The organism is Streptomyces sp. NPDC001219 (assembly GCF_053597915.1).
Genome location: NZ_JBSFJF010000005.1, coordinates 161,039 through 180,962 on the forward strand (window position 1 = coordinate 161,039; position 19,924 = coordinate 180,962).

Consider the following 19,924-nt stretch of genomic DNA (forward strand, 5'->3'; position numbering starts at 1 on the left):
ATTCCTGATCAACGGTTAGCAACCGGCCTCAAGAGAAGATCGAGAACCGAATGTCGCTGGCAGCAAGTCGGCCGAAACCGATATCGCGCACCCATGGTGTCGTGGCCACCGCGTACCTGAGCCTGTTCATGGTCTCCGCGGACAATTCCATCATCAACACCGCGGTACCCAGAATCTCGGCGTCCCTCGGGGCCGGTACACCGGCCGTGCAGTTCGCCATCGACGCGTACATGCTGGTGTTCGCCTCGTCGCTGATCATCGCGGGCGGTTTCGTCGACCGTATGGGGGCGCGCCGTTCGTACGCCGTGGGCGTCACCGTGTTCACGGCTGCCTCGCTGCTGGGTGCCTTCGCGCCCTCGGTGCCGGCGCTGGTGCTGTCCCGCGCGGGCATGGGCGTCGGCGCGGCGTTCATCGTGCCGAGCATCTTCGGACTGTTCGCCACGGAACTGTCCGACAGCGGCCGGCGTCGCGTACTGGCACTGTGGCCGGCCGTCGTCGGACTGGGCGTGGCCATCGGCCCGGTGCTGGGCGGGCTGCTGCTGACGCGGTTCTGGTACGGATCGATCTTCCTGATCAATGTGCCGGTCGGGGTGATCGCCCTGACCGGCGCCGCCACCCTCATCCGGCGCCGGGAACCGGTGCCCACCGCGGCGCGCCCCGACCTCGTCGGCGCGCTGTTGCTGCTGACCGGTGTCGGCGTCTTCGCCTCGGCGATCATCTTCGCGGCCGACGACCGGCTGCCCGGCTGGCTGCGAGGCGGCCTCGGCGCCGTCGGCCTGCTGGCGCTCATCGGGTACACCGTCCATGAACGGCGCACCGACCGGCCGCTGTTCGACCTGGGCTACTTCCGGGTGCGGACCTTCACCGGGGCCGTCGTGGCCATGTCCGGGCTGTTCTTCGCCCTGTTCGGCACGGTGTTCCTGGCCGGCCAGTTCACCCAGTACGGCCTGGGCTGGAGCCCCTTGCAGGCCGGCGCCGGCCTGCTGCCGCTCGCCGTGGGCCTGACCGCCGCCTCCCTGACCTGTGCCGCGATCACCGCACGGACCGGGCCCAAGGCCGCCGTGGCAGTCGGCCTCGGCCTGGGCGCCGTCGGCTGTGCGCTCTGTGCCCTGGCCGCCATGGATCTGCGCTATCCGCTGCTCGCCGCGGGCCTGTTGTGCTGCGGGCTCGGCATGGGGCTGTCCGTCGGCCCCGCCCTGACGCTGATCGTCAGCAGCCTGCGGCCGGACGACGCGGGCGTCGGGTCCTCCGTCAACGCCATGTTCCAGCAGATCTGCGGCGCCGGCGGCGTCGCGGTCATGGGCCTGGTGTTCTCGGCGGGCTACGGGTCCCGGATCGCCTCGGTGCCCGGCCTGCCGGACGCGGCCCGGTCGGTGAGCGCGGGCCATGACCTGCTCGTCCACGGCTCCGGGCGGGCCGCGGCCTGGTTCGCCGACGGCGTCAGCTCCGGCCTGTTCGCCGCCTGGACCACCGGTGCGGTGGTGGCGGCGGTCGCCACGTTCACCGTCCTGGCGGTTCTGCCCGCCCCCACCCCGAGTACCTCCGTGACGTCCCGTCCGCGAAAGGTGAACGCCTGATGACTACGGAAACCGGCGGCATGCTGTGCGCCGCGATCGCCGCGCATGCGAGCGACCGTCCCGAGAAGACCGCGCTGTCCCGTGGCGACCACCGCCTGACCTACCGTCAACTTGCCGCCGCCGTGGACACGTTGGCCGCACGGCTGGGTGAACTCGGCGTAGCGGCCGAGGACGTGGTGGTCATCGACCTGCCGGTCGGCTTCGACACCGTCGTCGCGATGGCCGCGGTCAGCCGGGCCGGCGCCGCCTTCACCCTGCTGGAGCCGGATCTGCCGGACCCCCGCAAGCAGCTGATCATCGACGACTGCCGCCCGGCCGCGCTGATCACGGAGGCGGGACCGGCACGTGGCCCGCAGCCGGGACCGCCGCTGGACGAACGGCTGGTCCGCCGCACCTCACCGGCCGCCTACGTCGGCTACACCTCGGGCTCGACCGGGGTTCCCAAGGGCGCCGTCATCGAGCGGGCCGCCCTGGAGAACCACGTCCTGCGCACCATCGACTGGTACGGCCTGACCTCGGACGACACCCGGCTGCTCTTCTCCTCCATCGCCTTCGACCTCGCGCTGGAGCAGATCTGCACCACGATGGCCGTCGGCGGCGAACTCGTCTTCCGGGACGAGGCGTTCGTGTACGGCGGAGCCGAGGACTTCCTCCACCACTGCCACCGGCTCGGCATCACCGTGCTGAGCCTGCCGACCGGCGTGTTCAACCGCTTCGGCGCCGAACTGGCCGGATCGGCCGGGCACATCGCACCGGGCCTGCGGCTGGTGATGGCCGGCGGTGAGGCGCCGACCCAGGGCGCCGTGACCTCCTGGGCGAACGTCGCGCCGGGCGGCACCCGCGTGGTGAACGGCTACGGCCCGACCGAGACCGCCGTCGTCGTCTGCTACCGGGACCTGCTGCCCGGCGAGCCCGTCGCGATCGGCGCCCCGATCGACGGCGTCCGGTTCCGGCTGGCCCCGCTCGGCGCCGGGGAGGACGCGTCCGAGCTGGTCATCCAGGGCGTCGCGGTCGGCCGTGGCTACCTGGGGCGGGCGGCGTCGTCCGCGGCGTTCTGTGTGCGCGACGGCGAGTGGTCGTACCGCACCGGCGACGTGGCCACCGCGCGGCCCGACGGCGGCTACGACCTGCACGGCCGCTTCGACGCCCAGGTCAAGGTGCACGGCGGCTTCCGGGTGGAACTCGGCGAGATCGTCTCCCGGCTGCTGGCCGTGGACGTCGTCCTCGACGCGCTGGTCGTGCCGTTCGACGGCGCCGGCAGCCGGCTGCTGGCCGCGTTCGTCCGGCTCGACCCCGGGCTCGCACCGCCCGAGGACCCCGAAGCGGCGCTCGTGCGGCAGCTCGCGTCCGCGCTGCCCGACTACATGGTGCCCTCGCAGGTCACCGTGGTGGACGAGTTCCCGCTGACCTCCCGCGGCAAGGTCGATCAGGCGGCGCTGGCCGAGCGCGCGCAGCACCGGCCGGGCGGCGACGCCGGGGAGGAGGACGGGGCCACGGACGTCACGGCGCAACTGCGGCTGGCCTGGCGGCAGGTGCTGGGCAGCCCGCCCCAGGACGGCACGACGAGCTTCTTCGCGGTCGGCGGCAACTCGGTCCGGGCGATCGAGCTGATCACCCAGGTGCGCAAGCGGCTGGACGTGCCGCTGCGCGCCGCCGAGCTGTACCGGACACCCGGGTTCGACGCGCTGGCGCGGCTGCTGTCCGACCGCCGCGAGGGCATTCCGACCGCGCACCACACCACCGGCACCACCCTCGTCCGGATGCGTCCGGCCGGCACGGACCGGCTGTGGGTCTTCCTCCCGCCGCTGTCCGGCGCGGTCACCCGCTATGCGTCGATGTCCCGGATGCTGCCCGCCGACGACACCGTGTGGGCCATGGAGACCCCGCCCGAGCTGTCCGGCAAGGGCATGGCGGCGCTCGCCGACGGACTCGCCGACGTCCTGCTCGCCCACGACGTCGACCGGTACGGCACCATCTGCGTGTCCGGGTTCTCGCTGGGCGGTGTCTTCGGCTACGAGGTCGCCCGCCGGCTGTACGACCGCTGTGGTGACAAGGTGCGGGCCCTGCTCATCGACCCGCCGGACCCCGGCGCCCACCGCGTGCGGCTGGAGGACGCCTTCGACATCTTCGTCCGCGTCGGCTGGTCGATCCCGGTCCCCGCGGAGCGGTTCGTCGACGCGGACGGCGGGTTCGACCTGGCCGCGGTCACCGCGGCGGCCAAGGACGCGGGGACCCTGGCGCGGGACGCCGGCCGGCAGGAGATCGAGGACGCCTGGTCGGTGTACGCCTCGAACGCGCGGGTGCTCGACGACTTCGTGCTGAGCCCGCCCGACGGCCTGCCGGTGCGCATCCTGCAGGGCGACACCGGGGGCGAGATCGACTACGCCCGCCGCGGACCGACAGCCGTCGACGCCGGCGGCGACCAGCCGTGGACGGCCGGAGCCGCTCTCGGCCAGTGGCGGGACATCCTGCCGGACGACGCCGTGGACCGGCTGCCGGTCGACCACTTCGCGCTGCTCGAAGCACCCAACGACGTGCTGGTCAGGGACTGGCTCGACGCCCGCGCGCAGCGCTGACCCCGGCCGGCGGCACCGGCGCCCGACCTCACCGGAGGGCGCCGGCCGTCCGGCACGCCGCCGGACCGCTCAAGGCACCGGCGGCGCGCGTTCCGGCCCTACGGTGTCGCCATGGTGCGCGCCGACCGGTCCCGGGCCGACCGACCGGACGGGCCTGCGGCCCCGGGCCGGTCCCTGGCCCCGCTTCTCGCGGTCTGTGCGGGCTACTTCATGGTCATCCTCGATGTGACCGTGATCAACGTCGCCGTCCCGGTGGTGGGACGGGAGCTGTCCGCCTCGCTCACCGGAATCCAGTGGATCACCGACGGCTACACCCTGGTCTTCGCCGGACTGCTGCTCACCGGCGGCGCGCTGGGCGACCGGCTGGGCAACCGCCGGATCTTCTGCACCGGGGTCGTGGTGTTCACCCTCGCCTCGGGGGCCTGCGGACTGGCCACGGACACCGGGACCCTGATCGCTGCCCGGCTGCTGGAAGGGCTCGGCGCGGCGCTGATCGTGCCCGGCTCCCTGGCCCTGCTCCAGCAGGCCTACCCGGCCCCCGCCGAGCGCTCCCGGGCGTTCGGCCTGTGGGGCTCCATGGCCGGTGTCGCGGCCTCCGCCGGCCCCCTCCTCGGCGGCCTGCTGGTCACCACCGCGGGCTGGCGCTGGGTGTTCTTCGTCAACCTGCCCGTCGGCTGCGCCTGCCTGCTGCTGACGCTGCGTCAGGTGCCCGCTTCGGCCCGGCGCGCCGACCGGCCCGTGGACTGGCCGGCCCAGTGCGCGCTGATCGCGACGGTCGCCCTGCTGACCACCGTCCTCAACGAGGCCGGACGGCGGGGCTGGACGGACCCGCTGATCCTCACCGGAGCGGGCCTGTGCCTGCTGACCGCCGCCGCGTTCGTGCTGCGTGAGCGCCTGGCCCGCACCCCGGTGCTGCCGTTGCGGCTGCTGGGCTCCCGTGCGATGGGCGGCGGGGCGGCCATCGGCCTGCTGTTCAACTTCGCCTTCTACGGCATGATCTTCACGGCCAGTCTGTACTTCCAGCACCTCCGCGGCCTGACCGCGCTGCGCACCGGGCTCGCCCTGTTCCCGGCGGTGGCCATGACCATGTTCGCCTCCGTGCTGTCCGGGCGGCTGGCCCGCCGTACCGGACACCGCCCGCTCGTGGTCACCGGCATGCTCCTGGGGGCGGCGGGCCTGGCGGGCTGGGCCGCCGCCGGACCGGACCCGGACTACCTCCTGCTGGTGGGGCCGATGATGGCGGCGGGCTTCGGTACGTCCTTCGCGCTCACCGGATCGACCGCCACGGTGATGTCCGCCGCCCCGGACGCGTACTCCGGCACCGCCTCCGCGCTGTTCAACACCGCCCGCCAGATCGGCAGCGCCGCGGGCGTCGCCCTGGGCGGCTCCCTGCTGGCCGCGGCGGAGAGCTTCCCGGCCGGGCTGCGGACCGCCATGGCCATCGGCGCGGGCGCGTACCTGACGGCGGCCGTCCTCGCGTGTCTGTGCGTCACGCCGAAGGAGCCCGGCCGGGCCGCCGGCTGAGGCGCGGCGGTCCACGGCGTACGGCAACTGTGGCGAGTTGTCGTGGTATGTACCCAGGACCGGCCGGTCGCGCGGCGAGCGATGAGTTCTCGCCGGCCCGGGAGTCACCCCTGGTACCGGCAGACTCCGCACCCGAAGGGCAGCACCATGAGCACACTGATCGTCACCGCCTTCGTCACCCTGGACGGCGTCATGCAGGCCCCCGGCGGGCCGGAGGAGGACGTCGAGGCGGGCTTCGAGCACGGCGGCTGGCAGGTCCCGTACGTCGACGACGACTTCCTGGGCCTGATGACCGGGGTCTTCGAGCGGACCGCCGACCATCTCCTGCTCGGCCGGAAGACCTACGACATCTTCGCCACCTACTGGCCCCGCGTCACCGACGAGAACAACGCGATCGCCGTCAAGCTCAACACCATGCCCAAGTACGTCGCCTCGCGCACCCTCAGCAGTCTGGAGTGGCAGAACTCCCATCTGCTGGAGGGGGACGCCGCGGAGGCCGTCGCACGGCTCAAGAAGCAGCTCGACGGTGTGCTCATGACCCAGGGCAGCAGTGACCTCATCCGCACCCTGCAGCAGCACGACCTCGTCGACGAGTACCGGCTGCTGATCAACCCGGTGATCCTGGGCACCGGCAAGCGGCTCTTCGCCGAGGGCGCCGCCCCCACCGCCTGGAAGCTCACGGAGTCCCGCACCACCGGAACGGGCGTCCAGTACTGCGTCTACGCACGCGCGGGCAAGCCCGAGTACGGCACCTTCGAGCTCGACGAGGAGGGGTGAGGGGACCCCGGATGCGGCCTCGCGCCGACCGCGAGGCATGACCGGCCCCGGCTGCCGCCGTTGGTGTCAGAGGGGCGCGGCGCCTTGCGTGGTGTGTGGAGTGCGCGGGCGGGGGAGGGCAGGGTCGGCGTGGGCACCGGTCCTGTGCCCGGCCGGAGGTCTCCGGGCCCCGCCGGCCGGCAGGCGCCACGGCCGGGACGCCCCGGAACGACGGCCGCGCGGCCCTGCGGGCGGCGGCAGTGCACGGGCGGAGCCCGGACCAGTGGAGCGCGAGGCGAAGGGCGTGTGTCGTGGGTGTCGGTTTCACGGAACGGTCGAAGTCAGGGACGTCGGTGGCGTCAGTGGCGGCGGCGTCGGCGGTGCCGGAGCGTGTCGTGCTGGCAGCCCGTCCCCAGGCGGCGCTGCGCCTGTACTGTGTGCCGCCCGCCGGGGCCGGCCCGGACTGCTATCTGCGCTGGGCGCCGTTGCTGCCGCCCTGGATCGAACCGTGCTCCGTGGCGCTGCCCGGCCGGGGCACCCGTGCCGACGAACCCTCGCTGACCGACCCCGCGTACCTCAGCGCCCGGCTCGCCGCGGTACTCGACGACTGGACCGACCCCCGTCCGTTCGCCGTCTTCGGACACAGCGCGGGCGCACTGCTGGCCTACGAGGCGACCCGCCATCTGCGGCGCACCCACGGCCGGCTGCCCTCGCTGCTGGCGGTGTCCTCGCTGTCGGCGCCGCACCTCGACGCCTACACCGCGGGCCTGCCGCCGCGGCTGACCGCCGGGCTGGAGGGCATCCGGGAACTCGTCGGCCCGATCCCCGACCAACTGTTCGCCGACGCCCGCCTGATGGCCGCGGCCTGCACCCCGCTGCTGGCCGACTGCCTGCTGCTCCTGCACTACCGGCACCGCCCCGAACCGCCCCTCGACGTGCCGCTGGCCCTCTACGGCGGCGAGGGCGACCCCGTCACCGGAGTGCCGGACCTCCAGGCCTGGAACGACCTGGTCACCACACCGGTCCCGGCGCAGCTCTTCCCCGGCGGCCACACCTACCTGCACACCGAGACCAAAGCCCTGGTCGGCCGGCTCGCCGGCACCCTGGACGCCACCCGCAACCGCCCCGTGGCCACGGCATGACGGCCGCCGCGCCGGACCGCGCCCCGGCGGTTCCCGGGCGCCGGGCGGCAGCGGCCGCCGTGGTGTGTCTCGGCCTGTTCATGCTCGGCCTGGACCTGACGGTCCTCAACGTCGCGGTGCCCGACCTGCAGAGCGGCCTCGACACCTCCACCGCACAGGTCCAGTGGATCGTCGACGGCTACGCCCTGGTCCTGGGCGGAACCGTGCTGGCCGTGGGCGCCTTCACCGACGCCTGGGGAAGGCGGCGTTCCTTCGTCTGCGGCGTGGCGGTCTGCGCGGGCGCCTCGCTGGGCGGCGCACTGGCCGACCAGCCGTGGCAGGTGATCGCCGCGCGCTGCACCATGGGGGCCGGCGCCGCGCTGCTGATGCCGGCGACCCTGGCGGTCCTTCACCATCTCTTCCCCGAGGCCCGGTTGCGGAGCCGGGCCATCGCCGCATGGGCCGCGGTCGGCGGCATCGGCGGGCTGTGCGGTCCGGTCATCGGCGGCTGGCTGGTGGAGCACTTCTCCTGGCGCGCCGCCTTCTGGATCAACCTGCCCCTGGCCGCCGTCCTCATCACCCTGGCCCTGCTCCTGGTGCCCGAGTCCCGTGCCCGGCGGCGCGGCGGCTTCGACGTGCCCGGTGCCGCCCTGTCCGCCGCGGGGCTGCTGGTCCTGGTGTGGTCGATCACCGAGAGCCCGCACCGCGGCTGGACGAGCCCGGCCGCACTGACCGGATTCGCCGCCGCCGCACTGCTGCTGGCCGCCTTCGTCCGCCGCCAGCTGCGCACGCCCGCGCCCATGCTCCCGCTGTCGCTGCTGCGGGTGCCCGCCATCGGGGTGGCCGCCGCGGCCCTGGCGCTGATGTCCTTCGCCATGTTCGGGGCGCTGTTCGTGCTGACCCTCTACCTCCAGGGAGTGCTGGGCTTCAGCCCCTGGCAGGCCGGACTGCGGACCCTGCCGCTGCCGGCCGGACTGGCGCTCGGCGCGGTGTGCGCGGTGCCGGTACGGGCACGGCTCGGCGGCCGGTTCCCCGTCGTGGGCGGACTGGCCCTGGTGTCTGTCGGCTTCGCCATCCTGGCGACCACCACCCCGGACTCCGACTACCCGCACTGCGCGGCCTTCCAGCTGGTGGCGGGCGTCGGCGCCGGACTGGTGGCGGCCGCGGCCACCGAGTCGGTGATGGGCTCGGTCGCCACCGAACGCGCCGGGCTCGGCTCGGCCATCAACGACGCCACCCGCCAGGTCGGCTCGGCCCTCGGCGTCGCGGTCCAGGGCTCCCTGCTCGCGGCGGTCTTCACCTCCCGGCTCTCCGCCTCCCTCACCGATCTGCACGCCCCCGCGCCGGTGGCCGCCGCGGCCCGGCACAGCATGCTGTCCGTGCCGGCGCAGGCGATGCGGCTGCCCGGCCCGCTGCGCAGCAGTGTGCTGGCCGCCGCGCGCCGGGCCTTCACGGACGCCATGACCCTCACCGCCCTCGTCGCCGGAGCCGTCACCCTGCTCACCGCCGTGGCCGCCGCCCGCTGGCTCGGCCGGCCGGACCGCCCCCACGGCGCGCCCGGAGACGGCCCCGCCCGGCTCCGCGGACCGCAGCCGGCGCCCAGGGAAGAGGAGCACCCGGCGCTATAGAGCGATAAGTCACTCGTTCAGAGGTGCCTTCAGGTTCCTGGCCCGGGGACGCGGTCGGCGACAGTAGAGCGCGAGCCCGACCCCTGCGCACCGGCCCCCGGTGCCGGCCGCCCCTCCGCCCGCCTGGAGCCACGATGAACGCCCCGTCCGCACCCGCCTGTCCCACGGTGCCCCGGGCTCCTGCCGCGCGGACCCGCGGCGCCGGTCCGCGGCGACCCCTAGGGCGTGTCGTCAAACTCCCGCCTGCCCCGGGCGAACGACGGGAGTTTGACGACAGGTCCTAGCCCTCGGATGGCGCCCCGCCCACGGCGGCCGGCACCCCCACCCCAATCGAAGGAGTCATCCGTGCCCACCAGTGCAGAGCTGATCACCAGCACCCTCACCGAGACCTTCGACCTCGACCCGGCCGAGGTCACCCCCGAGCGCACCTTCGAGGAGCTGGGCCTGGACTCCCTCGCGCTCGTCGAGATGGGCCTGATGCTCCAGGAGCGCACCGGGATCTCGCTGGACGACGTGCCGATGCGGACCACCATCGGCGAACTCGCCGCGCTGATGGACCGCAGCGAGGCCGACCAGGCCCTGACGGCCGCGCCGAACAGCGGCAGCTGATGCCCGGTCAGTGCCGCGAGGTCGCCGTCACCGGACTGGGCGTCGTCAGCCCGGCCGGGATCGGCGTACGGGCGACCTGGGACGCGCTGCTCACCGGCCGGTCCACCGCCGCCCGGGACCCGGGGCTCGCCGGACTGCCGGTGGACATCTCCTGCCGGGTCCCCGACTTCGACACCGCCCGCCTCGTCGGCCGGAAGGCCGCCTGGCGGCTGGACCGCTTCGTCGCCATGGCCCTCCTCGCCGCCCGGCACGCCGTCGCCGACGCGGACCTCGACCCCACCGCGTGGGACACCGCACGCGTCGGAGTGGTCATGGGCACCGGCACCGGCAGCATGGAGCGCTATGTCGCCGAGTTCGCCAAGCTCGCGGCCGGCCGCCCGCTGGACATCTCGCCCCTCGCCATCACCCGCAGCGTGCCCAACATGGCGGCCGCCGAGATCGCCCTCGACCTGACGGCCACGGGGCCCAACTTCGCCGTCTCCACCGCCTGCGCCTCCGGCACCAGCGCCCTCGGCATCGCCCGCGACCTGCTGCGCGCCGGGACCTGCGACATCGTGCTGGCCGGCGGCGCGGAGTCCGCCCGCCACCCCATCCCCGCGGCCTGCTTCCACCGTATGGGCGCGCTGTCCCAGCGCACCGACGACCCCGCGGGCGCCTGCCGCCCCTTCGACGCCGGGCGTGACGGCTTCGTCCTCTCCGAAGGCGCCGCCGTCCTGGTGCTGGAGCGCCCCGAGCACGCCCGCGCCCGCGGAGCGAGCCCCCGCGCCCTGCTGGCCGGTTACGGCGCGAGCTGCGACGCCTACCACTACGCCGCCCCCGACCCCGAGGGCCGGGGCGCCGCGGCCGCCCTCACCGCGGCGCTGGCCGACGCCGGCCTGACGCCCCGGGACATCGACCACGTCAACGCGCACGGCACCGGAACCCGCCTGAACGACCTGGCCGAGGCCCGCGCCCTGCACGCCGTCTTCCCCGAGCCGCCCGCCGTCACCTCTCTCAAGGGCGCGCTCGGCCACGCCATCGGCGCGGCGGGCGCCATCGAGGCGGCCCTCACGGTCATGAGCCTCCAGCAGAACACCATCCCGCCCACCGCCAACCACGAGGACCCCGACCTCGACATCGACCTGGACATCGTGGCCAAGGCCCCGCGCAGCACGCCGCTGTCCGCCGCCGCCAGCACCTCCTTCGGCTTCGGCGGCCAGAACGCGGCCCTCGTCCTCCGGTCCGCCTGACCCGCGGACCAGGGCGCACGGCCGTCCGCTCCACCCCGTCGCGCCGCCCCAACGGCCCGACGGCACCACCTCGTTCCTCACCGCCAGGGCGGCCGAAAGGGGCAGCACCGTTATGCGAACCGTCAAGGGCCCCACCGACCACGTGGTGGTGGTCGGCGCCGGCCTCTCCGGTCTGTCCGCCGCGCTCCATCTGCTCGGCGCGGGACGACGGGTGACGGTCGTCGAGCGGGCGGCGCTGCCCGGCGGCCGGGCCGGCCGGATCGAGAGCGGTGGCTACCACCTCGACACCGGCCCGACCGTGCTGACCATGCCGGACCTCGTCGAGGAGGCGTTCGCGGCGGTCGGCGAACGGCTCACCGACCGGATGGAGCTGCTGGCCCTGCACCCCGCGTACCGCGCCCGGTTCGCCGACGGCAGCGAACTGGACGTCCACACCGACCCGGAGGCCATGACGGCCGAGGTCGAACGGTTCGCCGGGCCCCGGGCCGCCGACGGCTACCGCCGGCTGCGCCACTGGCTCCGGCAGCTGTACACGGTCCAGCGCCACCGCTTCATCGACACCAACTTCGACTCCCCGCTGCAACTGCTGCACCCGGACCTGGTCCGTCTCGCCGCACTCGGCGGATTCGGCCGGCTCGACGACCGGATCGGCCGCTTCCTGCCCGACGCCCGGCTCCGCCGGGTCTTCTCCTTCCAGGCGCTGTACGCCGGGGTGCCGCCCGCCCGCGCGCTGGCCGCCTACGCCGTCATCGCCTACATGGACACCGTCGCCGGGGTGTACTTCCCCCGCGGCGGGATGTACGCGCTGCCCCGGGCCATGGCGGACGCGGCCACCGACGCCGGTGCCGCCTTCCGCTACGGACACCCCGTCACCCGCCTGGAACGCACCGGAGACCGGATCACGGCCGTGTGCACCCCGCACGAGCGCATCCCCTGCGACGCGGTGGTCCTCACCCCCGACCTGCCGGTCGTGCACCGGCTGCTCGGCCGGCGGCCCCGCCGCCCGGTCCGGCTCCGCCACGCGCCGTCCGCGGTGATCCTGCACGCCGGCACCGACCGGACCTGGCCGCGCCTGGCACACCACACCCTCTCCTTCGGCGCCGCCTGGGAGCAGACCTTCGAGGAACTCACCCGCACCGGCCGGCTGATGAGCGACCCCTCGCTGCTGCTCACCCGCCCCACCGCCTCCGACCCCCAACTCGCCCCGCCGGGACGCCACCTGCACTACATCCTGGCGCCCTGCCCCAACACGGAGACCGGCCCCGGCGCCGGGGCGTGGCACGACCTCGCCCCCCGCTACCGCGACAGCCTGCTCGCCGTCCTCGAACGCCGGGGACTCACCGGCATCGACGCCGCCATCGAGGAGAGCCACCTGGTCACCCCGGCCGACTGGACCGCACAGGGACTCGCCGCCGGCACGCCGTTCTCCGCCGCCCACACCTTCGCGCAGACCGGCCCCTTCCGCCCCCGCAACCTCGTACACGGCACGGAGAACGCCGTACTGGCGGGCTGCGGCACCACCCCGGGGGTCGGCGTCCCCACCGTCCTGATCTCCGGCAAGCTCGCCGCGGCGCGGATCACCGGACTGCGGCCCCCGCGCTCCGCCGCCGGTCGCTCCCGCCCCGCCATGAGAGGCATCCCGGCATGACCGCACGCGAACTGGACGCCGCCGGCGTCACCGATCCCCGCCTCCGCGAGGCCTACGCCCACTGCCGCCGGCTCAACGCCCGGCACGGCAAGACCTACTTCCTCGCCACCCGGCTGCTGCCGGCCGCCCGCCGCCCGGCCGTCCACGCCCTCTACGGCTTCGCCCGCTGGGCCGACGACATCGTCGACGACCCCGCCACCGGCCACACCACCGCGGACCGCGCCCGCGCGCTCGACGCCCTCCAACGCCGGCTCGACGACGCGCTGCGGGGCGGCGAGAGCCCCGAACCCGTGGTGCGCGCGCTGGCCCACACCGCCGCCGTGTACGGCATCGACCACCGCCACTTCACGGACTTCATGGCGTCGATGCGCAGCGATCTGACGGTGACGGACTACCCGACCTACGCCGCTCTGCGGCACTACATGCACGGCTCCGCCGCCGTGATGGGCCTGGAGATGCTGCCGGTGCTCGGCACCGTCGTCCCCCAGGAGGAGGCCGCGCCGCACGCCGCGGCCCTCGGCATCGCCTTCCAGCTCACCAACTTCCTGCGCGATGTCGGCGAGGACCTCGACCGCGGCCGCGTCTACCTCCCCGCCGACCTGCTCGCGGCACACGGCGTGGACCGCGCACTGCTCCGCTGGAGCCGGGACACCGGCCTCCCCGACCCGCGGATCACCACGGCCCTGCGGGCGGCCGCCGAACACACCCGCGCCGTCTACCGCGAGGCGGCCCCCGGCCTCGCCATGCTCGACCCGGTCTCCCGTCCCTGCATCCGCACCGCGTTCGTCCTCTACGGAGCCATCCTCGACGCGGTGCGCGACGACGGATACGCCGTGCTGCACCGCCGCGCCGCGGTCTCCCGCCGGCGCCGCGTGGCCACCGCCCTCGGCGGGCTGGCCCGGCTCGCCGCCGTCCGCGTCACCGCCCGGCCGCCCGGTGTGCCGCGCGGCCGGATGCCGCACCACGTGCGGGAGGAGACCCCATGACCCAGGAGGCCCGCCGCCCCCCGCGCCTCCCGCTCCGGCTGCGCCGCGGTCCCCAGCCCTGGGAGCGCCAGCGCCCCACCTGGCGCGACGCGAAACCCGCGCGCATCGACGCCGCCGTCAAGGCCGCGCTCGCCCGCCCGTCCGGCAACTGGTACGTCCTCGGCGCGGCCCGCGACATCGGTACTCGGAGTGCCGTCGGCCGCACCGTCGCCGGGGTCGAGGTGGTCACCTGGCGTGACGCCGGCGGACGCCTGCTCGCCGGACCCGGCGCCTGTCCGCACCTCGGCGCGCCCCTCGCCCAGGGCCCCGTGCACTGCGGCATCCTCCGCTGCCGGTGGCACGGACTCGCCCTGGACGGCGCCCCGTTCGCCGGCTGGGAGCCGTTCCCCGCCCATGACGACGGGCTGCTGGCCTGGGTGCGGCTCGACGCGGTGGGCGGCGAACACCCGCTGCCGAGTCCGCTGGTCCCCGCCCGGCCGCGGCCGTCGGGCACCGTAGCCGCCGTCTACACCGGCACCGGCGGGTGTGAACCCGAGGACGTGGTGGCCAACCGTCTCGACCCCTGGCACGGCGCCTGGTTCCACCCCTACTCGTTCGTCGACCTCACCGTGGTCGACACCCCCGCTGAGCACGGCGGGGAACGGGCCGGCGGCCTCACCGTCGAGGTCTCGTTCAAGGTCGCCGGGCGCGCGGTGGTACCGGTCACCGCGCTGTTCACGGCCCCCGGCCCCCGGACGGTGGTGATGCGCATCCTGGAGGGCGAGGGGCAGGGCTCCGTGGTGGAGACCCATGCCACGCCGCTGGGCCCCGACGACCGGGGACGCCCGCGCACCGCGGTCATCGAAGCGGTCGTCGCCACCTCCCGGCGCCCCGGATTCGCCCTGGCGCGCGCCGCCGCGCCCGCCCTGCGTCCCCTGATGCGCGCCGCCGCGCGACGGCTGTGGCGGGACGACCTGGCCTACGCGGAGCGCCGTTGGGAACTGCGCAGCAGCGGACGCCACCCGGGCTGACCCCGGCCGCCGGGCGTCCGCCCCGACGGCCTCGGCCCGCGGCGGGCCCGGGTCACGGCCCGGCCCGTCCGGCCAGCCACCGCAGCGCCGCCGACCGCCCCCTGTCCGGCACGGTCCACAGGGTCTGGCCGCGCACGCCCCAGCGCGCCAGCAGCGCGTTCGCCGCGAGGAACCCGGTCGTCGCGGCCCGCTCCATCAGCGCCACCGGCAACGAGGTCCGTACCGTGTCGCCCGCGACCACCACCCGCGGGTCGGGGGTGTGCACGGTGGGCCGGTCGTCGAAACCGCCCACCGGGAACAGCGGACAGTCCGCGCGCCACTCATGGTGTTGGTCGGTGATCCGGACACCGCGGGTCTCCGGGTAGACCGTGTGCAACTGCTCCACCAGGCGCCGCTGTTCGCGCTCCCGGTCGGCTCCGGGCGGGACGGCGTAGGCGTGCAGTTCGAGCACCGAGCCGCCGGTACGGGCCGACCAGCGGGCCGCCTCGCCCTCCCAGCGCTCCAGCACGCTGACGTTGTCCAGCGACCCGAATCCGCTGGTGCCCAGGAACCCGGGCCGGTCGGCGGACACCCGCCGCTCCAGCCACAGCCGCGACACCAGGAAGGGCGGCGCGGTCCGCAGCCGCCCGATCCTCGCCCGCCAGTCCGCGTCCCCCAACTCGGGTGACGCGGCCACGAGCCGGCGCAGCCCGCCCGTGTCCAGCGCCAGCACCACCGCGTCGAACCGGCCGTCCGCGCCCGCCCCGGCGACCCGCACCCCGCCGCCCGCCACCGGCGCGACGCCGGTCACCTCCGTGTCCGTGCACAGCCGGACGCCGTGCCCCGCGAGATACCGGCCGAGGGGCTGCCACAGCGCCTGCGGGAACGGCTCGTCGGGCACGTCGAACAGCAGCCCCTCACTGGAGCCGAGGAAGTAGATGTGGAACATCAACACCAGCTCCGCGGCCGACAGTTCCCGCGGGTCGGCGAAGAAGCTGCGGGAGAACACCTCGAACGCGAGATGCCGGGCGGCCTCCGGGAACCGGATACCGGAGAGGAAGTCCCAGGCGCTGACCCGGTCCAGCCGCCGGTAGACCTGCGGCACCCGGACGTCCAGCAGCGGCAGGGCGGCGCCGGGACGCATCCGTGCCAGATCCCGCCAGGTGAAGGTGGGACTGAGCGCCACGAAGCCCAGCGCGCTCCAGGGCGGGGTCCTGGGCACCCGGGCGAAGCTGTCCCGCAGGCCCGAACGGTGGTGCAGCGGATAGTCGGGCAGCCGCCGCAGCATCCGCAGCCCCGGATCGGCCCGGCGCAACAGCCCCCGCAGGTTGTAGTACTGGGGGAAGAACGCGTGGAACCCGCGGCTCATGGTCGCCGGTGAGCCGTCGGCGAGCCGCACGGGCCAGCCCGCCAGCCGGCCGCCGAGGCCCTCGGCCCGCTCGTACAGCGTCACCCGGACCCCGCGCTCGGCCAGCCCGGTCGCGGCGGCGAGCCCCGCGATCCCGCCGCCGATCACCGCCACCGCCGGACCACCGGCCGCCGCCCGCTCCCGCCCCGGCGGCCCCGGCACCGTCCGGGCCCGCCGGTCGCGTCCGCGCCGCGCGGCCCCGCCACTGTCGTGCCTCCAGGTCACGCCTCCTCCCCGCGGGCACCGGCCGTGGCGGCGACGAAGGTGTGGGTGATGCCGGTCTGCCAGCCGGGCAGCGGCAGCGCCCGCACCTGCCGGAAGCCCGCCCGGCGCAGCCGCCCGGTGAACTCCGCCGCGGTGTCGAACGCGAGGACGCTGCGCCACAGATGGCGATAGAGCCCGGCGTCCCCCGCGAGCCGCCCGGCCGGCCGCAGGATGCCGCCGCACACCGCCGTCCACACGGCCCGGGGCACCGCCCCGCCGGACAGGGTGTACTCGTGCACGGCCAGCCGTCCGCCCGGCGTCAGCGCCTCCCGCGCCGCCGCGAGCACCGCGTCCGGGTCGGTGACATTGCGGAAGAGATACGCGGCGAAGACGGCGTCGAAGCCGCCGGGGTCACCGGGACGGCCGGTCACCCCGGCGTCGGCCAGGCGTTCCACCGGCGCGTGCACGAAGGTCACCCCACGCGGCCAGCGTTTGCCGGCGGCGCGGGCCAGCATGCCGGCCGAGGCGTCGACGGCGGTGATCTCGGCGTACGGTGCGACCGCGAGCAGCGCCGCCGTCGAGGCACCGGTGCCGCACCCCAGATCCAGCACCCGCAGCCCCCGGCCCCGGCCGGGCAGCCCCAACCGCCGTGCGGAGCGCCGCAGATGGCCGTGGTAGCCGGGGTTCACCGCCACCAGCCGGTCGTAGGTGCGGGACGCGTGGTCGAAGGCGGCGGACAGCTCGCCGTCGTGCAGCAGTGCCATGGATGTCTCCTCCGGTCAGGGGCGCGAGGCGGGCGGGGTCACCGCACTGCGGCGCGGCGTGGCAGCAGCGGGAGTTCGGCGACGGTACGGAGCATGGGCAGCACCGGGGTGCGCAGGCCGATGGCGACGTCCTCCCACAGCCGGGAGCGGCCGTCGAGGAACCGCAGCAGCCGCTCCGTCGGCACCGCGCGGAACAACCCGGTGAAGAACTCGGCGCCGTCCACCCGGCCGCTGTCCAGCGCCCGCAGCAGCACCGCGTCCATCGCCCGGTGCCGGACGGCGTGCGGGGGAGGCGGGACCGGGGGGCGGCCGGCCCGCAGCGCGGCCGCGATCCGCGCCGTCTGCCGCTGGACGGAGGCGAAGGTGTAGCCGGTCGACGGACGGGTGGCGCCCCCGGCGGTCCCGATGCGGAACACCGCGCGGCCCGCCCGGCGCGGAAAGCGGCCGTCGGTCATCGGGATCGCGCCCTGCTCGGCCGCCGTGACCCGGAAGGCGCCCAGCCGCAGCACCTGCCCGGTGTAGTGGCGCAGGGCCCGCTCGTACCCGGTGGTGTCCAGGGGCCGGCGGGAGAACTCCGTGTACTCCACGAGCGCCGCGCAGTCGCTGACCGGCAGGACGTATCCGAAGGACAGCCCGTGGCCGGGCTGCGGGGTACGGAAGTCCATCAGCTCCGCGGTCGTGGGGTCGAACGCGGGGCGCCGGGTGCGGACGAACCAGCCCCGGAAGTGCTGCTGGAGGGTGGTCCGCGCCGGCGGGAGCCGCCCGGGACGGGAGTCGAAGGCCCAGCGGGCCCGGAAGGTCACCGGTCGCCCCGCCGCGTCGTGGCCCCGCACCTCGGCCCCGCCGGGGACGTCCCGTACGGACTCCACCGTCGCCTCGGCGCGCACCACGCTGTCCTGTCCGGCGAGCCGGGCGTGCACCACGGACGCGAAGTCACCCGACCGCAGCATCTTGTACCGGAAGGGCTCGGGCCGTCCCGCCGTCGCCTCGCCGTCGGGCCCGTGCACCCGCAGCCGTTCCCAGGACGCCGTCAGGGCGTGGTCGAACGCGCCGCCCGGCGCCTCCCAGTAACACCAGGTCCGCTCCTGGGGGGTGAGCGGCCCGCGCGGTGCGTCGACCAGCACCACCCGCAACGGCGGGCCCCCGGGTTCGCACAGCCGGTGGGCCAGCGACAGCCCGGCCGCGCCCGCGCCCACGATGACGGCATCCGCGTCCCGCACGCCCAGTCCTCTCGCCGCCTCGGGGCCCCCGCGGCGATCCTCGCGCAGTCCCGGCCCGGGAGGCGGCATGTGACGCGCGGAAATACGGCGGCGCACCCGGGTGCGCCGCCCGGCGGGGCGTCCGCGAGAATCCTTCTCCCGACCAATCCAGGTGTCGCACGGCGCCGAAACACTCGTGACCACGTCACAGTCCGGAGGTGTCCATGCCCGTCGCAGCCCGCGGCGACCGATCCCCAGCGCCGCAGACCGGTGCCCTGGAAACCCTGCTCGGCCGCGTCTCCCGCGGCGACCAGCACGCGTTCGAGAGTCTCTACACGGCGGTGGCCGGCTCCGTACTGGGCCTGGTGCGCCGGGTGGTACGGGACCCGGCGCAGTCCGAGGAGGTCGCCCAGGAGGTGCTGATCGAGGTGTGGCGGTCCGCGGCCCGCTTCGACGCGCGGCAGGGCAGCGCGATGGCCTGGATCATGACGATGGCCCACCGGCGCGCGGTGGACCGGGTGCGCTCGTCCCAGGCGGCGGCCGACCGCGACCACCGGGCCGGGCTGGGCGCCTACACCGCCCCCTTCGACGAGGTGAGCGAGCAGGTCGAGCGGCGCCTGGAACGCGAGCAGGTGCGCCGCTGCCTGGGCCAACTCACCGACCTGCAACGGGAATCGGTGACCCTCGCCTACTACCGCGGCTACACCTACCGGGAGACCGCCGACCTGCTGGGGGCGGCGCTGGGCACGGTCAAGACACGACTGCGGGACGGACTCATCCGGCTCCGCGACTGCCTGGGGGTGTCGGCATGAGCACCATCGACCTGCACACACTGACCGGCGCCTACGCACTGGGCGCGCTGTCCGAGCAGGAGTCCGCCGCCTTCACCCGCCACCTGGCGGAGTGCCCGGCCTGCACCCAGGAGGTGCGGGAGCTGCAGGAGACCGCGGCCCGGCTCGCGCTGGCCGTGGCCGAGGTGCCCCCGGCCGGTCTGCGCACGCGGGTGATGGCCGCGCTGCCCGAGGTCAGGCAGGTGCCGCCGAGGGGCCGCCACGCGACCGTGGTCCCGCTGCGCCGGGGCATGCGGCACCGGCTGCCCTACCTCGCGGCCGCCGCCTGTCTGGTGGTCGCCGCGCTCGCCGGCGGACTGGCCGTCAACGCCAGGAACGAGGCCGACCAGCAGCGCGACCGCACCGTCCGCGCCGAACAGCAGACGGCCGCGATCAGCGCGCTGATGGCCGCCCCGGACGCCACCTTCCACACCACCGCGCTCAAGGGCGGCGGCCGCGGCACGGTCGTCGCCTCACAACAGAGGGGACAGACCGCGTTCCTCTACCACGGTCTGCCGGCGCTCTCCGGCAAGCGGGTGTACGAACTCTGGTACAGCCGCGACGGCGCCATGGAGCCCGCCGGGCTCGTCCGGACCGGCAGTTCCTCCGGCGCGATGCTGCTGACCGGCGGCCCCCAGGGCGCGGACGGCGTCGGCGTCACGGCGGAACCCCCGGGCGGCTCCAGCCGGCCCACCACCCCGCCGCTGGCCGTCCTGCGCGTCTGACAACCGGCTGAGCCGCACCGGCCGCCCGCCCGCCACGGGCCGGCGGCCGGTGCGGCCTGCCCCGGGCCGTAGCCCCCCGCCCGCCGCGTCTTGCGGTTCGGAACATCCCCACCAATCCGCACCGCCCCGGGCACCGAATCCCCCGGTGAGT

General features: G+C 75.2%; 16 protein-coding genes. 13 read left to right on the forward strand and 3 right to left on the reverse strand.

Features of this window, described 5'->3' with window-relative positions; all coding sequences use genetic code 11:
• Nucleotides 1–101: 101 nt before the first annotated feature.
• The 11 genes from ACWC9R_RS05085 to ACWC9R_RS05135 all read left to right on the forward strand — a co-directional run bounded on the left by ACWC9R_RS05085 (nt 102) and on the right by ACWC9R_RS05135 (nt 14,664).
• Nucleotides 102–1,577 (forward strand): MFS transporter, encoded by a 1,476-nt coding sequence (locus tag ACWC9R_RS05085; protein ID WP_450729007.1) that lies wholly within the window; start codon nt 102–104, stop codon nt 1,575–1,577.
• A complete protein-coding gene (locus tag ACWC9R_RS05090) occupies nt 1,577–4,153 on the forward strand; it encodes an AMP-binding protein (RefSeq protein ID WP_450729008.1) in 2,577 nt (858 codons plus the stop codon). The genes ACWC9R_RS05085 and ACWC9R_RS05090 overlap by 1 nt, the downstream gene beginning before the upstream one ends.
• A gap of 111 nt (nt 4,154–4,264) precedes the next feature.
• Nucleotides 4,265–5,677 (forward strand): MFS transporter, encoded by a 1,413-nt coding sequence (locus tag ACWC9R_RS05095; protein ID WP_450729009.1) that lies wholly within the window; start codon nt 4,265–4,267, stop codon nt 5,675–5,677.
• A 147-nt stretch (nt 5,678–5,824) separates the two neighbouring features.
• A complete protein-coding gene (locus ACWC9R_RS05100; RefSeq protein ID WP_450729010.1) occupies nt 5,825–6,454 on the forward strand; it encodes a dihydrofolate reductase family protein in 630 nt (209 codons plus the stop codon).
• Between the two features lie 374 nt (nt 6,455–6,828).
• Nucleotides 6,829–7,575: a thioesterase II family protein gene (locus ACWC9R_RS05105; RefSeq protein WP_450729011.1), complete on the forward strand. Its 747-nt coding sequence runs from the start codon at nt 6,829–6,831 to the stop codon at nt 7,573–7,575.
• Nucleotides 7,572–9,182 (forward strand): MFS transporter, encoded by a 1,611-nt coding sequence (locus ACWC9R_RS05110; RefSeq protein ID WP_450729012.1) that lies wholly within the window; start codon nt 7,572–7,574, stop codon nt 9,180–9,182. The genes ACWC9R_RS05105 and ACWC9R_RS05110 overlap by 4 nt, the downstream gene beginning before the upstream one ends.
• Nucleotides 9,183–9,527: 345 nt before the next feature.
• Nucleotides 9,528–9,791: an acyl carrier protein gene (locus ACWC9R_RS05115; protein WP_362607099.1), complete on the forward strand. Its 264-nt coding sequence runs from the start codon at nt 9,528–9,530 to the stop codon at nt 9,789–9,791.
• Nucleotides 9,791–11,020, forward strand: a complete 1,230-nt coding sequence (locus ACWC9R_RS05120) for a beta-ketoacyl-[acyl-carrier-protein] synthase family protein (protein WP_362607101.1) — start codon at nt 9,791–9,793, stop codon at nt 11,018–11,020. The genes ACWC9R_RS05115 and ACWC9R_RS05120 overlap by 1 nt, the downstream gene beginning before the upstream one ends.
• A 112-nt stretch (nt 11,021–11,132) precedes the next feature.
• Entirely contained in the window at nt 11,133–12,668 is a 1,536-nt protein-coding gene (gene crtI / locus ACWC9R_RS05125) for a phytoene desaturase family protein (protein WP_450729013.1), read from the forward strand.
• Nucleotides 12,665–13,654 (forward strand): phytoene/squalene synthase family protein, encoded by a 990-nt coding sequence (locus tag ACWC9R_RS05130; RefSeq protein ID WP_450729014.1) that lies wholly within the window; start codon nt 12,665–12,667, stop codon nt 13,652–13,654. Before crtI ends, ACWC9R_RS05130 begins: the two co-directional genes overlap by 4 nt.
• A complete protein-coding gene (locus ACWC9R_RS05135) occupies nt 13,651–14,664 on the forward strand; it encodes a DUF5914 domain-containing protein (RefSeq protein WP_450729015.1) in 1,014 nt (337 codons plus the stop codon). Before ACWC9R_RS05130 ends, ACWC9R_RS05135 begins: the two co-directional genes overlap by 4 nt.
• Nucleotides 14,665–14,716: 52 nt before the next feature.
• Here ACWC9R_RS05135 and ACWC9R_RS05140 read toward each other — a convergent pair whose 3' ends face one another.
• Genes ACWC9R_RS05140 through ACWC9R_RS05150 form a run of 3 tightly spaced genes read right to left on the reverse strand, consistent with a single transcriptional unit; the run spans nt 14,717 to nt 18,239 of the window.
• Complete coding sequence (locus tag ACWC9R_RS05140; RefSeq protein WP_450729016.1) at nt 14,717–16,276, reverse strand: FAD-dependent oxidoreductase; 1,560 nt, start codon at nt 16,274–16,276, stop codon at nt 14,717–14,719.
• The gene (locus ACWC9R_RS05145) at nt 16,273–17,019 is read right to left on the reverse strand and encodes a class I SAM-dependent methyltransferase (protein WP_450729017.1); all 747 of its coding nucleotides are present in this window, start codon (nt 17,017–17,019) and stop codon (nt 16,273–16,275) included. Before ACWC9R_RS05145 ends, ACWC9R_RS05140 begins: the two co-directional genes overlap by 4 nt.
• A gap of 38 nt (nt 17,020–17,057) precedes the next feature.
• Complete coding sequence (locus ACWC9R_RS05150; RefSeq protein ID WP_450729018.1) at nt 17,058–18,239, reverse strand: lycopene cyclase family protein; 1,182 nt, start codon at nt 18,237–18,239, stop codon at nt 17,058–17,060.
• 203 nt (nt 18,240–18,442) lie between these two features.
• Here ACWC9R_RS05150 and ACWC9R_RS05155 point away from each other — a divergent pair, with 203 nt between their 5' ends.
• Entirely contained in the window at nt 18,443–19,030 is a 588-nt protein-coding gene (locus ACWC9R_RS05155) for a sigma-70 family RNA polymerase sigma factor (RefSeq protein WP_450729019.1), read from the forward strand.
• Nucleotides 19,027–19,773, forward strand: coding sequence for an anti-sigma factor (locus tag ACWC9R_RS05160; protein WP_450729020.1), 747 nt, complete (start codon nt 19,027–19,029; stop codon nt 19,771–19,773). Before ACWC9R_RS05155 ends, ACWC9R_RS05160 begins: the two co-directional genes overlap by 4 nt.
• The last annotated feature ends 151 nt before the right edge of the window (nt 19,774–19,924 follow it).